Raw genomic sequence first — 14,497 nt, forward strand, 5'->3', positions numbered from 1 at the left:
AACGTCGACCGCCTGGCGGCGGTTAGGTATCCGTATGCATCAGGTCATGCCCTCTGGCACCTGAGGTCCGGGATCTCGACCATGGCCCCGTAACCGCGGCCCAAGAACCGCCGCACCAGGTCGGAAGAACGCCTGGTTGAGCAGGCGGAGTGCTGAATGACCTCCTCGTCGTCGCTCGCACGATCATCGCGGAGATCGGTTTGGACGCGAGCCGCTTCCCACCTCCGGTCACTTGAGGAGAACGAAGGCGAGCAATCGCTACTCCACGGTCGCCCTCGCGTACTCGCCCGAGACGACGGGATGCGGTGTGCGGCGGGCCAGATTGGCGGGCCACCAGGTCCACCGGTCGAGCAGGATCATGGCCGCGGGCAGGATCGTGGTGCGGATGACGAAGGCGTCCAGCAGCACGGCCACCGCGAGGCTGAATCCGATCTGTTTCATCTCGGCCAGATGCAGGAACACGAACCCGGCGAACACGGTCACCATGACGATCGCGGCGCTGTTCACCACGCCCGCCGAGCCGGTGATGCCGTCGAGCACCGCCTGGCGGGTCGGCACCCCGGCGGCCACTTTCTCGCGGATGCGGCTGACCACGAACACCTGGTAGTCCATCGACAGCCCGAACAGGATCACCAGGAGGAACAGCGGAACCCGGGAGCCGATCGCGCTGGTGGCGCTGGGGTCGAAGCCGAACAGCGACGTCGCCAGGCCGTGCTGGAAGAAGACCACCACCAGCCCGAACGAGGCTGCCGCCGACAGCGAGTTGAGCAGCACCCCGAGCAGCCCCAACGTCACCGAGCGGAACACGATCATCGTCATGACCAGAGTGACGAGCAGCAGCAGCCCGGCCACCAGCGGTAGCTTCGCGTTCACGTGATCGAGGTCGTCCACGTTGCGTGCCGCGTCTCCGGTGACGGCCGACTCCACGCCCGCGATCGCGCCCACCGTGGCGGGCAGGTAGTCGTTGCGGAGGTGCGCCAGCGAACGCTCCGCCTCCGCCGAGCTCAGCCTGTACGGCACGGCCAGCTCCAGGACGCTGACCCGGCCGTCGCCGGAGGTGCGCACGGCCGGGGCGTCCTTGGCGAACAGCGGGTCGCCCTGGGCCCGCCGGCTGAGCTCCTGCAGCGCCTGGCCGACCTGTTCCGTACGGCTCCGCTCATCGCGTACGACGATCTGGTGCCGGGTCTGCAACTCGGGGAACGCGGCGGTCATCCGGTCGTGGATCCGCAGCGCCGGGATCTCGCGGGAGTGGCTGTCCCGGTTGAGCACGCGCAGTTCCATACCCAGTGCGGGCAGGGCCAGGGCGATCATCGCCAGGACAGAGACGGCCAGGGTGAGCACGGGATGCCGGCCGGCCGGCCGCAGCAGCGCCCGCCACAGCCGGCCGCCGTCCGTCCCGCGCTCCCGTCGGCGCGTCGGCACACCCCGCTGGGCCGTACGGCCGGCCCGCCGTTCAGCACGTTGCCCGATCTTGACGAGCAGCGCGGGCAGTACGGTCACCGAGCTGGCCATCGCGACCAGCACGACGAGCACGGTGCCCGTGGCCAGGGAGGAGAACACGACGTCGGCGGCCAGGTAGAGCGTGGCGGTGGAGACGAGCACGGCCAGCCCCGAGACCACGACCGCCCGGCCGGACGTGGCGGCGGCAAGTTCCACCACGGCTTGCGCGCTGAGCCGTCCGCCCGCGCGGGCCCGTTCCTCGCGCTCGCGCTTGAGGTAGAAGAGCGTGTAGTCCACGCCGACCGCCATGCCGATCAGCAGGATGACGTTGTTGCCGACCCCGGCGTCCGGCAGTAGGTGCGAGACCAGCATGGACAGCCCCATGGCGGCGGCGATCGACGAAAGCGCAAGCAGCAGCGGGACGGCGGCCATCAGCACGGAGCCGAACACCACCAGCAGGGTGATCAGCGTGACCGGGAACGAGATCGCCTCTGAGAGCGCGAGGTCGTCGCCGCGCTGCTGGTTGACGCCCTTGCTGATGGAGGCGCTGCCGGTCTGCTCCACGACCAGGCCGGGAAGGTCGCGCTGGGCCGCGGCGGTCTGCGCGAGCAGCGGGTCGACATGCTGCCGGGCGTCCAGCTCGGGGCCCTTCATCGTCACGGAGATCATCAGCGTCGTGCCGTCGGCAGAACGTACCGGCGGGCTGACGCTGTCGACCTCGGCAAGCCCCTTCATCCGGGCGGTGATATCCCGTGCGGCGGCGCGGGCGGCAGTGAGGTCAAGCGGTCCCGTCCCGGCCCTGATCAGGACGTGCTCCTCGGGCCGGCGTTGCAGGCCCACGCCGGAGGCGATCTGCTCGGCCCGTCCGGCCTCGCCGACCCAGTAGTCCTCGGTGCCGGCGTTGTTGGTGCCGGCCGCGATCCCGGTCCCCAGGCACATCGCCACGAACAGCAGCCAGCCGGTGATCGCCCGCCACGGGTGGGCCGCGCTCCAGGCGGCCATGCGCACGACCGGGGACCGGCGTCCCGCCGTCGTGCTCATGAGCGCACCTCACCGGGCGCCCCCGCGGCGCGCGGGCGGTCGAATTTGCATGGGAGCAGCATGAACTGCTCTCCTTTCTGTTGGAGGTACGTGCGCAAGAAGGCACGCCGGAAACGGCGTGGTCGCGCGACTTCTGTCACGGGGGTGGCGAGCTGGCACTCGCCGCCCCCGGATCTCATCGCCGGGAATCAGATGAAACGCCGGCTGGGGACTGCAGGTCAGTCGACGCTGCGCAGGAGGCGCTCCACCTCCGTGACCCGGCCGGCCAGTTCGGTGAGCTGGGCGCTCACCTGATCCTGCTGCTTGGCCATCCGGTCGACAGCCGCCCGGTACTCCGCCATGGCCGCCCGGTACAGCCTGGCGCTGAGCACGAAAGCCACCGTGATGCCCACGGTGCAGATCAGTATGACCCCCAGGGGGAGAAGTGTTTCCTTCGTCATCGGCTCTCCTGCACGTTGTCGAGTCCTTCCTTTCCGGCCGCTTCATCCGCGCGAAGAGCGTCGAGGACCGTGTCCGCGGTGACGTGGAGCGTGAACGGCACCAGCTCGTAGAACTTCATCGCCTTTCCCTCTGGCGACAGTTCCAGCTCGCCGGTGATCATTCCGGCCTGCTCCAGCCGCTGGAGATGCATGTAGAGCAGAGGCCGTGAAATGCCCAGCCGCCGGGCCAGCTCACTGACGTGCAGCCGGCTCGTCGAGAGCTCAGCGATGATCTTCAGGCGCTGCGGGTGACCGATGGCCGCGAGCGCGCTCAGCAGCTCCTCACTGGTCAGCGTTCAACCTCCTTACACCTGTCATTTGAATCTTACACGTGTTTCGTGCGTCCGACTCCTAGGGGCCATGCGCAAGGCGTCCCATCACAGACAGGCGGGTCAACCTCGGCTGACATTGCCTTCACCGCCGCCTACGTCAGGAGATCGCGCGAACCACCTCAACAACCTCGTGCCTGGGATACAGGTGCGGCGCGCCTCCGGTCTTGGCGTTGGAGGCGCGCTCAGCAGGCGAGGCGGGGAATGTGGATCACGGCCGGGTGGCGGTGGGGAGGAACAGGGCGCCGAGGGCCAGGCCGATCAGGCCCGCCACGATAGGGGCGCCGGTCCACAGTTCCGGTACGGCGGGCAGTCTGCCGACCGTCAGCGATGCGATCGCGATGTAGAGGGACCACGTGACGAAGGCCGACAGGGCGGCGAAGGTCCAGAATGCGGCCCGGCGTTCGGCTGATGGGCGGAGCCGGCGGATCAGGAGGTCGCTCGCGATCCCGGCGGCCACGAAGCCGAGCAGGATCGGCAGGTTCTCGAAGGCCGTCTGCGCGCCAGGCATCAGGACGCCCACCGCGTAGATCACAGTCACGCTGCCGAACGGCAGCTGCCACTGGCGGACCAGAAGCAGTACCGGGGCGAGCAGGACGATGTTGGTGATGACCATCGCGGAGGCGAGCCCGTCGGCGCCGTCGTGCGCCGAGAAGGATCCGACGATGGCGGGCGCGCCGTACTGCATGGCGTTGCCGTACGACACGAACAGCGACACCAGCGTGGCCGCGAAGGCCAGTCCGATCAGCGCGGGCAGCAGGCGGCCGAGCGAGGGCCGCTCGCCCACGTCGGGGGCGTTCCAGGCGGAGCGGAGCGGGGTGGTGATGATGAGCATCATCGTCACGATCAGCCCCAAATGCGAGGGGCTGAACAGGATGTCGATGTTCTGCTCGATGCCGAGCAAGGTGTGCCACGTCAGGTCGGCCAGGCCGAAGACGGCGAACGCGGGCACCGCCACGAGCCCGGCCAGGTAACCCATGGGGACCGCGGCCAGTCCCCGCCGTCCCCTCCTGAGGTTGCGCCACGCCTGCAGGCCGATCCAGCCGGAGACCGCGGCGAACCCCGAGTAGAACGCCGCGTGCCAGGGGGTGAAGAACGTCTCCAGCTCCGACAGATTGCTGTGCGCCCACGCGTCGATCATCAATCCGATGCCGAACCAGACGCCCAGCAGCGCCGTGACCAGATCTGTCCTGGGCGTCACCCACTCCCGCGGTTCGCCCGAATCAACCAGTAATCGCCGCACACCGGCGTGGGTCGCTGCCACCTCGACGCTCCCTTCGAAGGCTTCACTGGCACCTGTACGTCCGGCACGGGCCAGGAGTTCCGGGCCAGGCGCGCAGGAGTTCCTCTCGCCTGGCCGGCAGGCGGGCGCGCCTGGCGATCAGTGTGGCGGGCCTTCAGCCGGGCGCAGGTGTCGCGGACCCAGTGGATCAGCTTCACGACCTCGACGCGGGTGTTTTCGATGCGCTGGTGCTTGATCAAGCCGCTGATGTCCACCTCGGGCAGCTGAGGGGACGCGGCCGCTCGTCACGCTACGGACGAGGAACCGCGGGGTTGGCTCGGCCGGTGTGGAGGAACTCGATGCGGTCTCCCCCGATGAAGGCGACGGCGCCCCCGGTGAACAGGAACGTGTCGTCACGCAGTCTCACCAGGCGGAAGCGTTGCGGCTCACCGTGTTCGGCCATGACGCCGAGCGGAGTGGCGGTGAGCCAGAGCGCGCCCGCGGAGTCCGCCGTCACGTCCCAGGCGACCGTGGCCGACAGGTAGCGCCCGATGTAGCGGCCGGCATCGATGGCGAGCGGTTCCGCCGGAGGAACCAGGGGCGCGGGCGCTCTGACGGCGGCGAGCTCTTCCACCAGGGGATGGAGCAGCTCGGTGAGCAGCGGGTCCGGATCGCCGCCGTTGGTCAGCAGGACGGCCGCCACCCCGGCGGACGGCGCGGTCAGCAGGGCGGCCGCCTGGCCGGGGGTGGAGCCGTCATGCCCCGCCACCGTCCCGCCCTGCCAGTGCCGCAGCTCCCAGCCGAGCCCCCAGGACGCGGGGCGGCCGAGATCCGGCAGGTCCACCTGGGGCTCGCGCATCAGGTCGGCCAGGTGCCGCGGCAGGATGCCGCCGTCCATGAGCGCAGTGGCGAAGGTCAGCAGGTCGCGGGCGCGCATGGCCAGGCTCGAACCGGCCGGCTCGTTGGACCGCATGAGGGACCAGACCCCGACCGGCTTGCCGCCCGCGTGACCGACCGCCGTGCCGTACAGGATCGCCTCGTCCGCGCAGGTGGCCACGTGCGTCAGGCCGAGGGGGCCGGCCAGATGGGTGCGCAGGGCCATGCCGTACGGCGTGCCGCGCAGGACCTCGACGAGGCGGCCGAGCACGACGTAGCCCGCGTTGTTGTAGGACCACAGGGCGCCGGGCGGGAAGAGTCGCGGCGTGTCGGCGAGCAGGGCGACGAGCTTCTCGATCGCGTCGTCGCCTCTGCCGGTGTCGACGAAGACGTCGCCTTCGAAGCCGCCCGTGTGGGTGAGGAGATGGCGGACCGTGACGTCGGCGAGGGCGAAGCCGGGCAGCGCGGAGGCGACGGTCTGGTCCAGGGAGAGCTCGCCCTCGCCGACGAGCTGCATGATCAGCGTGGCCGTCCACACCTTGGCGATCGAACCGATCTGGAACAGCGAGTCGGTGGTGACCGGCGCGCCGGTGCGGGTGCTGAGGACGCCGGTGGCGGCCTCGGCGACGGCACCGGCCTTGCCGAGCGCGACGGCCGCGCCGGTGATCTCGTGCTTGCGGGCGAGCTCGGCGAGCCTGGCGCCCAGGTCGTCCTGGCTGATCACTGCGGGCCTCCGAGGTCGAGGTGGTGGCCGGCCGGGGGTTCCTGGCCGATGAGGTGGCGGGTGAGGAAGTCGAACTGGCGGCGCAGCACGTGCGCCTCGGCCGCGCCGTACCCGTGGTCGGCGTTGGGGACCACGAGCATCTCGAAGTCCTTGTCCGCGGCGATCAGCGCGTTGACGACCCGGAGCGAGAGCCCGGGGTGGCAGTTGTCGTCCATCTCACCGAACAGCAGCAGCAACTTGGCCCGCAGCTCCCCCACCAGGGGCAGCGGCGAACCGACGGAGTAGTCCTGGGGCGGCGGGCCCTGGTAGGTCTCGCCCCAGATCGCGTAGTAGCCGCTGTGGTCGTGGTCGCCCGCGGAGGACACGGCCGCGGTGAAGAAGTCCGGGTGGCGCAGCACCGCCTGGAGCGCCGCCGCGCCTCCGGCGGAGTGCCCGATGACGCCGACGCGGGACAGGTCGAGGTAGGGCCGCTCGGCGGCCAGCTGCCTGATGGCCGCCACGTGGTCGTCGATGCCCGCCGTCGCGGCCGGGTCACCGTAGGAGACGTCGTGGAAGTCCTTCGACCGGTACGGCGTGCCGCGCCCGTCCATGACCACCACGGCCAGCCCGAGCTGCGCCAGCATCGGGGCACCGCCCACGGGGTCGAGCAGGAACGGGTCGACGGGGAAGCCGCGCAGCGTGGTGCGGAGCTGCCTGGTGATCTGCGGCCCGTTGTAGATCGAGTCGAGGATCGGATAGCTCCCTGCCGGGTCGAAGCCGGCGGGCAGGTGCAGCAGTCCGTGGACGTCGGTCACGCCGTCGGCGGCCTTGACCGTGAACGGCTCGGGCGCCCGCCACCCCGTCCGCTCGAGCGCCGCGAGATCGGCGCGCTCGAGTTCCGCGATCACGGTTCCCGCCGCGTCCCACAGGACCGTGAGGGGAGCCTGTCCGGGAGCGGCGTGGGTGTCGACGAACCAGCGGCCGTCGGGCGAGGCGGCGATCTGGTGGTCGGCGTCCTCGGGGGTGAGCACGGTGACGCCTGTCCCGTCCAGGCCGGCGCGGCAGAGCCGCCGGTGGTAGGGGTTGGAGCCGTGGCCGCCTGAGACGAACAACACCTGTCTGGCGTCCCAGTCGACGTGGACCAGCTCCCTGACCAGCCACTCCCCTTCGGTGACGGCGTTCTTCAGCTCGCCGTTCACGTACAGGTAGAGGTGGCCCCAGCCGGACCGGTCGGAGTACCACAGCACCTGCTCGCCGCGGGTGCGGACGAGGGGCGGCTCGACGATCGTGGGAGACGAGTTCATGATCGTGTCGCTGGACTCCTCGAGCACGACCTCGGCGGCGCCGGTGCGCGCGTCGACGCGGTAGAGCCGGGCCGCTCGGTAGCCGCGCGTGCCGTACAGCATCCAGAGGGTGTCGTCGTCCTCCCACCAGACGCGTCCGATGCCGAGCGGGGCGTCGTGGGTGAAGGTCAGCGGCTCGATCGCGAGGTCGATCCGGTCGCCGGTCTCCGCGTCGAAGATCATCTGCTCGAACGTGGGCAGCGGGTCGCCCGGCATCTCGTAGTGCAGCGTGTGCGCCAGGGGGCGGGGACCGCCGCCGGGCGGGCAGGACTGCGTCATGGTGAGCAGGGGGACGTGCCGCTGGTCGACGCGGAGCGTGACGAACCTGCGGCCGTCCGGCGCCCACTCCACCAGCGGCGGCTCGCTCATGCCCGCCTGCAGGGCCACGATCGGCAGGCCGCCCTGATCGCTGGGCAGGCCGTAGGCGTGGCCGGGTTCGCCGTCGGTGGTGAGCGGCTCGCCGTTCACCAGGAGATTCCCGTCCCACGTGGTCACGGTGTAGCGGCCGGGCGGCGGTGAGGCGTCCGGTTCCGCTACCCGCCGCCGTTCCCCCGTCTCGGGGAACACCCGGTAGCACTCGGCGGCGTCGGCCCGGTACCAGAACGAGTCGCCCTCCCAGTTCGGGACCACCACCGCCCGGTGGATCAGTCCGTCGTGCCGGGAGAGGTGGAGGGCTTGCGCCCTTCTGTATCGGTCGAGCACTCGTGTTCTCCAATCGCGTGATCGATCAGGGCGTCGAGATCGCCCATGAGGGTCTTGTGCAGGGTCGCGACGAACAGCGACCCCGCGATGGCGGGCAGGAGCAGCAGGAGCATCGCCCCTCGCACGTCGAGGAAGGCCGTGGCCAGTGACAGCAGGCCCGCGCCGACCAGCCCGCCGACGGCGAGGATCAGCCCGAGCGCGGCCATGGCGTGCGCCCTGTCCTCGGGCCGCACGACCGAGAGCCCGCCGATGAACAGGCACGGCCCGATGACGGCGAGCAGCGCCTGCCCCAGCGCCAGCAACGCCAGCACCAGCCACAGGTTCGGCAGCAGCGCCGACAGGCTGAAGGCGAGCGCGGCCAGCGCGAGCGCACCGCCGCTGAGCGCCATGAACCGCGCGGGACCAGCCCGGTAGGCGGCCTCGGCCTTGCCGCCGAACAGCGCCAGCGCGACGATCGAGACCCCCGCGGCGGCGCTGGTGAACATGCCGCGCTGGCCGGCCGACAGCCCCCACTCGCCGGCCAGCATGATCGAGATCACCACTCCGTACGGCACGGCCAGCGCGCCGATCGCGGTGAACCCGATCGCCATCCGGCGGATGGACGGGATCCGCATCACCCGCCCGACCGTCGCCAGGAACCCCGGCGTACCGTCCCGCGCGGGTGAGATTCCGGCGCGGGCCCGCAACTCGGCCACGTCCCAGCGGCCGAGCACGGGCTCGCGCAGCCGCAGCGCGCACACGCAGGCCACGACCGACACCGCGCCGAGCGAGACGAACACCGCCCGCCAGTCCATGCCCAGCCACGACACCAGGCCCGCGATGAACAGCGGCGCCAGGATGCCCGCCAGCGGTGAGGACGCCGAGTACAGCGACATGATCCGCATCCGGGCGGCCGGCGGGTAGGCGTCCATCAGCAGCGGCGGGTGGAGCACCGCGACCGTGCCCGTGGTGGCCCCGTTGACCAGCATCAGCGCGGCCAGCGACACGGGGCCGCCGACCATGCCGGTGAACAGGGTGGTGATGCTCCAGGCGAAGCCGGTGCCCAGGGCCAGCCGTACCCGGTGGGGATGGCGGCGCAGCAGCGCCGCGACGGCGAACGGGGCCAGGCCCGCGGCGATGCCCTGGGCGCCCACGATGCCGGAGATGGTCCCCAGCTCCATCCCGAGCCCCGCGGACACCTCCGGGGCCAGCACGGTGAAGGCCTGCGTCTGGAAGGTGTCCACGATCGCCAGAACGCTCAGCCCGATCATGAACGACAGGCCGGCCCCGTGTTCTCTCAGCGTGCGCAGGAGCGGCGCGGTGTCGCCGTTCTTGCCCGTCACGCCGAGCACGGCCCGGGCGTCGTCACGGGACATGGGATCCGTCATGGGATCGAGGATTCCGCCGCGCGGCCGAGCGCCACGATCCCCGGATCGTGCGGGAACGCGTCGCGAAGGTAGGTCGCGAGCACCTACTTTCGTCGCATCCGATCAGGGCGTGGCCCGGCTAGCGTGGCCGTGTGAGACCGTACGCCGAGGCCAGGCGCGTGGCCGGTGATCTCGCGCTCTCCGTCGCCGTGGGCGCGGTGGGCGTGACCAGCGACCTGGCGATGAACGGCGCCGTGCCGATGGTGCTGGTGCCCGACGTCCCGTGGCAGGGGCTGTGGGTGCAGGTGGCCGGCGCGGCGGCGTTGCTTGCCAGGCGGCGCTTCCCGCTGGCCGTCGTGCTGACGCTGATCCCGCTGGGATACCTGGAGGTGCCGCTGGCGATGCCGTTCGCGCTCTACGCCCTGGGCGCCTACCGGGGTGACCGGTGGCAGCTGATCGTCGTCGCGGGCCTGGCGCTGCTGGTGATGTCGCACCTGTGGCAGGCCGACAGCCTCTCGCTGGCGTTGCAGCTGGTGTCGATCTGCGGGCTGGCGGTCGTCCCCGCCACGGTCCTCGGCCTGTACGCCGACAGCCAGCGCAGGCTCAACAGGGCGCTGGCCGACCGGGCCGAGCGGGCGGAGCGCGAGCAGCGGTTCCTGGCCGAGCAGGCGCGGGCGGAGGAGCGCACCCGGCTGGCCCGCGAGATGCACGACGTGGTCACCCACCACGTGAGCCTGATGGTGCTGCAGGCGGGCTCGCTGCGGATGGCCGCGCCGACCGGCGAGGTCAGGCAGGCCGCCGAGGAGTTGCGCGCCACCGGGCGGCGCGCGCTCGACGAGCTGCGCGAGGTGGTGGGCGTCCTGCACGACGCGGGGCCCGTCGAGCTGGCCCCGCAGCCGACGCTCGTCGACGTGTCGCGGCTGGTCGCCGAGTCCGGGCTCGACGTGGAGCTGGTCCAGGACGAGGGCATCACGGTCTCGCCGGCGCTCGGGCGTACCGCCTATCGGGTGGTGCAGGAGGCGCTGACCAACGCGCGCAAGCACGCGCCTGGAGCGGCGGTGCTGGTACGGCTGAGCCGGCAGGATTCGGCGCTGCTGGTGAGCGTCCGCAACGCCGTGGCCGCGACCGAGGCCTTCGTGCTGCCGGCCTCCTCCCGCACCGGGCTGCTCGGGTTGCGGCAGCGGGTCGAGCTGGTGGGCGGCGTCCTCCACGCGGCGCCGACGGCCGAGGGCGGCTTCGAGCTGACCGCGGCGCTGCCGGTGGTGACCCCGTGATCCGGGTGCTGCTCGTGGACGACGAGCGGATGGTCTGCGCCCATCTGCGCGCGATCCTGTCGCGGTCCGGGGACATCGAGGTGGCCGGCGAGGCCCACGACGGCGCCGAGGCCGCCGAGGCGGTGGTCCGGCTGGCTCCCGATCTGGTGCTGATGGACATCCGCATGCCGGGCGTGGACGGGCTGACCGCCACCGAACGCATCTGCGGGCTGCCCCACGCGCCCAAGGTCATCGTGCTGACCACGTTCGACCTGGACGAGTACGCCGTGCGGGCGGTGCGGGCCGGGGCGACGGGCTTCGTGCTCAAGGACACCGACCCCGAGGACCTGATCGACATCGTCCGCGTCGGGGTCCAGGGGCACACGATCGTCTCCCCCGCCCTGACCCGGCGGCTGTTCAGCTCCTTCACCCTCGCGGGACCGGCCCGCCACCAGGCGCGCGACCTGGTCGGCGGGCTGACCGACCGCGAGCGGGAGGTCCTGACCTGCCTCGGCGAAGGCCTGTCCAACGCCCAGATCGGCGACAAGCTCTTCCTCAGCGAGACCACCGTCAAGGGCTACGTCTCACGCCTCCTGGCCAAACTCCGCTGCGCCAACCGCACCCAGGCCGCCCTCCTGGCCTACGACGCCGGCCTCGTCACCCGCTGACACCACCCCACGAGCTCTCGCGAAGATCGGAGCGCGGCGCGTGGGCGGATGGGGGTGGATAGAATCTTGTTCGTGTCCGAGCTCGAGCGTGTGCCGCCCGGTGTCGACCCGTCCGTTCCCAGTTCCGCCCGCGTGTACGACTACTTGCTCGGCGGGAAGGATCATCTGGCCGTTGATCGGGCGGTGGCAGATCGGCTGCTGGCCGTGGCGCCTGACACGCGGCTGGTGGCCAGGGCCAATCGGGTCTTCCTGGTCAGGGCCGTGCGGCAGATGGCCGAGCAGGGCATCAGGCAGTTCATCGATCTGGGGACCGGCATTCCGACCTCGCCCAGCGTGCACGAGGTGGCCAGGCGGGTGAACCCGGCGTGCCGGGTGGTGTACGTCGACAACGACCCGGTGGTGCGGCTGCACGCCGACGTGCTGCTGGCCAGCGAGCCCGGCGTGGCCGGTATCCGGGGCGATCTGCGGCAGCCGGAGGAGATCCTGAGCGACCCGCACGTGACCGGGTTGATCGACTTCGACCAGCCGGTGGGCGTGCTGATGCTCGCCGTCCTGCACTTCGTGATGGACGACGAGGACCCGGCGGGGATCGTGAAGAGGTTCAGGGAGCGGATGGCGCCGGGCAGCCACCTGGTGCTGTCGCACACGATGGCCGAGAGCGACCCCGAGGCGATCAAGCAGTTGCAGATCGCGACGGCGAACTCGCCCGCGCAGGCGGTGTTTCGCACGCACGAGCAGGTGCTGCGGCTCTTCGACGGGTTCGAGCTGCTCGAGCCGGGGCTGGTCCCGGTGCAGGACTGGCGGGGCGGCGACGACGAGGTGCCGCTGCTCGACGGGGTTCCGCGGCTGCGCGTCGAGGGCGGCGTCGGAGTGCTAGCGTGAAGATCGAGGACGTGCGAAGACCGAAGCCCGGTATGGGTTAGTCCGGGTGACAAGAACACCGCACCCCAGGGTGTGACCTGTACGTCCCTTTCTGTGTCGTGTCACAAGGAAGGGACGGATGTCATGCCGCGCGACCCGGACGGCATCCACGTGTCCGTCGATCGCGTGATATTGCGGGAAATCCTCGGCACCGGGATCGACGTCCGGTTCGGCAGGAGGCTCACGCACTACGAGGAGCGGGCCGGCGGCAGGGTCACCGCGCACTTCCATGACGGCACCACGGCCACCGGAGACGTGCTGGTCGCCGCCGACGGGGTCAACTCCGCCGTGCGCCGCCAGTACCTGCCGCACGCGCGCGTCGTGGAGACCGGTATCCACCAGCTCTACGGCCGCATCCCGCTCGACGCCGAGACGAGAGGGCTGTTCACCGACGAGATGTACGCCGTGTTCACGCCCATCGTCGGGCCTGGCGGCGAGTACGTCGGGCTGGGCCCCGTCGAGTTCCCCGAGCCCATCGAGCGCGCGGCGGCCAGGCTCGCCCCCGAGGTACGGCTCAGCGGAGCGCAGGACTACATGACGGTCTCCTTCGGAGGCCGCATCCCCGACATCTCCGAGAAGGCGGAAGTGCTGGAGCGCATCGGCGACTGGCACCCCGACGTCCGGGCCATGATCGAGCACTGGGACCCCGAGACGGTCTTCCCCATCACGCTGCGCACCAGCGTCCCCATCGACCCGTGGCCCACCACCAACATCACGCTGCTCGGCGATGCCATCCACGCCATGAGCCCGGCGGGCGGCGTCGGCGCCAACACCGCCATGCGCGACGCCGCCGCCCTGGCGGCCGCGCTGGCGCAGGGGACGGACGCGATAGCCGGCTACGAGGCGGCGATGACCGAGTACGGCTTCGCCGCGGTACGCGAATCGGCGGCCAACGGCGAACGTGTGCTGGGTTCGGACCCGCTGCCGATCTAGGCGAAGGCCCGTGGGTGGCGCGGCGCCCAGCCGGTCGCCTCCTTGAAGCGGCCGTTGCTGACCCGCAGCGACCGCGTCAGCGAGGTGAGCGCGTCGCCGAACAGCAGCGCGCCCCGCCCGGGCCCGCGTACCCACAGGTCCGAGCCGGCCGCCCTGGCGACGGCCTCGGCGTAGTCGCGCTTGGTCATGGGCTCGTCGTCGACCACGTTGTACGTCCCCGCGGGGGCGTGCAGCGAGGCGGCGACGGCCTCGCCCGCGTCGGCCACGTGGACGGAGGAGACGTAGCCCTCCGCCGGCCCGAGGACCATCCCGACGTGGCGCCGGGCCATCGCGAGCAACTGCTCGCTGTGCGTGGCGCCGGGCCCGTAGAACCAGCCGAACCGCAGCACCACCCCGATCCCGCCCGCGGCGGTGAACAGGTGGGTGTTGGCCTCGGCGGCGAAGTTTGACTGGGCGAGCGGATAGTCGTCCACCGGCGCGCTCTCGTCGATCCAGGAGCCGCCGCAGTCGTGGTAGACCATCGCCACCGATTCCTGGATCAGCCGCCCGACCCCGGCCTCGAGCGCGGCGTAGACGACGACGGCAGACCCCTCGGAGCGGACCCGCCGGTTCTCCGCCCATGCCTTGGAGCTCATGAAGCGCCACATCGGCGGGATGGCGGTGGCCAGGTTGACGACCGCGTCGTACCCCTCGAACGCCTCGGCCAGAGCCCCACGGTCGTACAGCGACACGGTGACCGCGGCCGCCCCCTGCTCGGCGAGCGCGGCCGCCTTGGCCGGTGTGCGGGCCAGGGCGGTTACCGTGTGCCCGGCGCCGACCAGCGCCGGGATCGCATGACGGCCGATCGCCCCGGTGCCACCGGTGACGAAAACCCTCACATGACGAGCCTAAGCCTCATCGGGCCGCTTGGGGGCGTTGCGTCGCTGTTCCTCGGCCCGCTCGCGGCAGCGGCGCAGGAACTCCTCGTCGTCGTCGGGGTTGGTGGCGGCGAACCGGCCCGGCCTGTCGTACTCCGGGTAGCGGCTCGGCGGCCCGCTGCGCACCGCCTGCGGCCGCCCGCCGGCCAGCCACACCAGCGACCCCACGAGCGGGAACAGCAGCACGATGAACAACCACAGGATCTTGGGTAAGTTCCTGCACGCCTCCTCGGGCGTGGTGATCACATCGAACAGGGCATACAGCCAGAGCACCAGCGTGATCAGGCCGAGACCCTCGGACAGGTAAAGCACGGCGCACCTCCT

The 14,497-nt window shown here is 71.2% G+C and carries 13 protein-coding genes and 1 pseudogene; 4 read left to right on the forward strand and 10 right to left on the reverse strand.

The genetic code is table 11. The features are described from left to right. Nucleotides 1-258 precede the first annotated feature (258 nt). The 8 genes and pseudogenes from KIK09_RS19385 to KIK09_RS19415 all read right to left on the reverse strand — a co-directional run bounded on the left by KIK09_RS19385 (nt 259) and on the right by KIK09_RS19415 (nt 9,502). Nucleotides 259-2,481: an MMPL family transporter gene (locus KIK09_RS19385; RefSeq protein WP_214320593.1), complete on the reverse strand. Its 2,223-nt coding sequence runs from the start codon at nt 2,479-2,481 to the stop codon at nt 259-261. Between the two features lie 218 nt (nt 2,482-2,699). Beyond that, nucleotides 2,700-2,921, reverse strand: coding sequence for a hypothetical protein (locus tag KIK09_RS19390; RefSeq protein ID WP_214320594.1), 222 nt, complete (start codon nt 2,919-2,921; stop codon nt 2,700-2,702). Further along, nucleotides 2,918-3,082, reverse strand: a complete 165-nt coding sequence (locus KIK09_RS60615; RefSeq protein ID WP_250573258.1) for a hypothetical protein — start codon at nt 3,080-3,082, stop codon at nt 2,918-2,920. Before KIK09_RS60615 ends, KIK09_RS19390 begins: the two co-directional genes overlap by 4 nt. Next, nucleotides 3,083-3,253, reverse strand: a pseudogene (locus KIK09_RS60620) (ArsR/SmtB family transcription factor); the annotation flags it as partial. Between the two features lie 247 nt (nt 3,254-3,500). Beyond that, nucleotides 3,501-4,553 carry a hypothetical protein gene (locus tag KIK09_RS19400; protein WP_308164188.1) on the reverse strand — a complete coding sequence of 351 codons (1,053 nt, stop codon included), beginning with the start codon at nt 4,551-4,553 and terminating at the stop codon, nt 3,501-3,503. Nucleotides 4,554-4,821: 268 nt separating this feature from the next. Beyond that, nucleotides 4,822-6,111, reverse strand: a complete 1,290-nt coding sequence (locus KIK09_RS19405) for a serine hydrolase domain-containing protein (RefSeq protein ID WP_214320595.1) — start codon at nt 6,109-6,111, stop codon at nt 4,822-4,824. Beyond that, nucleotides 6,108-8,135 carry a S9 family peptidase gene (locus KIK09_RS19410; RefSeq protein ID WP_214320596.1) on the reverse strand — a complete coding sequence of 676 codons (2,028 nt, stop codon included), beginning with the start codon at nt 8,133-8,135 and terminating at the stop codon, nt 6,108-6,110. The genes KIK09_RS19405 and KIK09_RS19410 overlap by 4 nt, the downstream gene beginning before the upstream one ends. After that, nucleotides 8,078-9,502, reverse strand: coding sequence for an MFS transporter (locus KIK09_RS19415; RefSeq protein WP_214320597.1), 1,425 nt, complete (start codon nt 9,500-9,502; stop codon nt 8,078-8,080). The genes KIK09_RS19410 and KIK09_RS19415 overlap by 58 nt, the downstream gene beginning before the upstream one ends. A 131-nt stretch (nt 9,503-9,633) precedes the next feature. Between KIK09_RS19415 and KIK09_RS57845 the strand changes: the two genes are divergently transcribed. From KIK09_RS57845 to KIK09_RS19435, 4 genes are all read left to right on the forward strand, one after another. After that, complete coding sequence (locus KIK09_RS57845) at nt 9,634-10,755, forward strand: sensor histidine kinase (protein WP_214320598.1); 1,122 nt, start codon at nt 9,634-9,636, stop codon at nt 10,753-10,755. Further along, on the forward strand, nt 10,752-11,402 hold the full coding sequence (locus tag KIK09_RS19425) for a response regulator (protein WP_214320599.1): 651 nt from the start codon (nt 10,752-10,754) through the stop codon (nt 11,400-11,402). Before KIK09_RS57845 ends, KIK09_RS19425 begins: the two co-directional genes overlap by 4 nt. 72 nt (nt 11,403-11,474) lie before the next feature. Continuing rightward, the gene (locus tag KIK09_RS19430) at nt 11,475-12,284 is read left to right on the forward strand and encodes an SAM-dependent methyltransferase (protein WP_308164189.1); all 810 of its coding nucleotides are present in this window, start codon (nt 11,475-11,477) and stop codon (nt 12,282-12,284) included. 123 nt (nt 12,285-12,407) lie between these two features. Continuing rightward, a complete protein-coding gene (locus tag KIK09_RS19435; protein ID WP_214320601.1) occupies nt 12,408-13,256 on the forward strand; it encodes an FAD-dependent oxidoreductase in 849 nt (282 codons plus the stop codon). Here KIK09_RS19435 and KIK09_RS19440 read toward each other — a convergent pair. Further along, nucleotides 13,253-14,134 (reverse strand): NAD-dependent epimerase/dehydratase family protein, encoded by an 882-nt coding sequence (locus tag KIK09_RS19440; protein ID WP_214320602.1) that lies wholly within the window; start codon nt 14,132-14,134, stop codon nt 13,253-13,255. The two genes, KIK09_RS19435 and KIK09_RS19440, sit on opposite strands and share 4 nt — an antisense overlap. A 9-nt stretch (nt 14,135-14,143) precedes the next feature. After that, the gene (locus tag KIK09_RS19445) at nt 14,144-14,485 is read right to left on the reverse strand and encodes a PLD nuclease N-terminal domain-containing protein (protein WP_214320603.1); all 342 of its coding nucleotides are present in this window, start codon (nt 14,483-14,485) and stop codon (nt 14,144-14,146) included. Nucleotides 14,486-14,497: the final 12 nt, after the last annotated feature.

It is taken from the genome of Nonomuraea sediminis, assembly GCF_018531495.1.
In the GTDB taxonomy this organism is placed as follows: domain Bacteria; phylum Actinomycetota; class Actinomycetes; order Streptosporangiales; family Streptosporangiaceae; genus Nonomuraea; species Nonomuraea sediminis.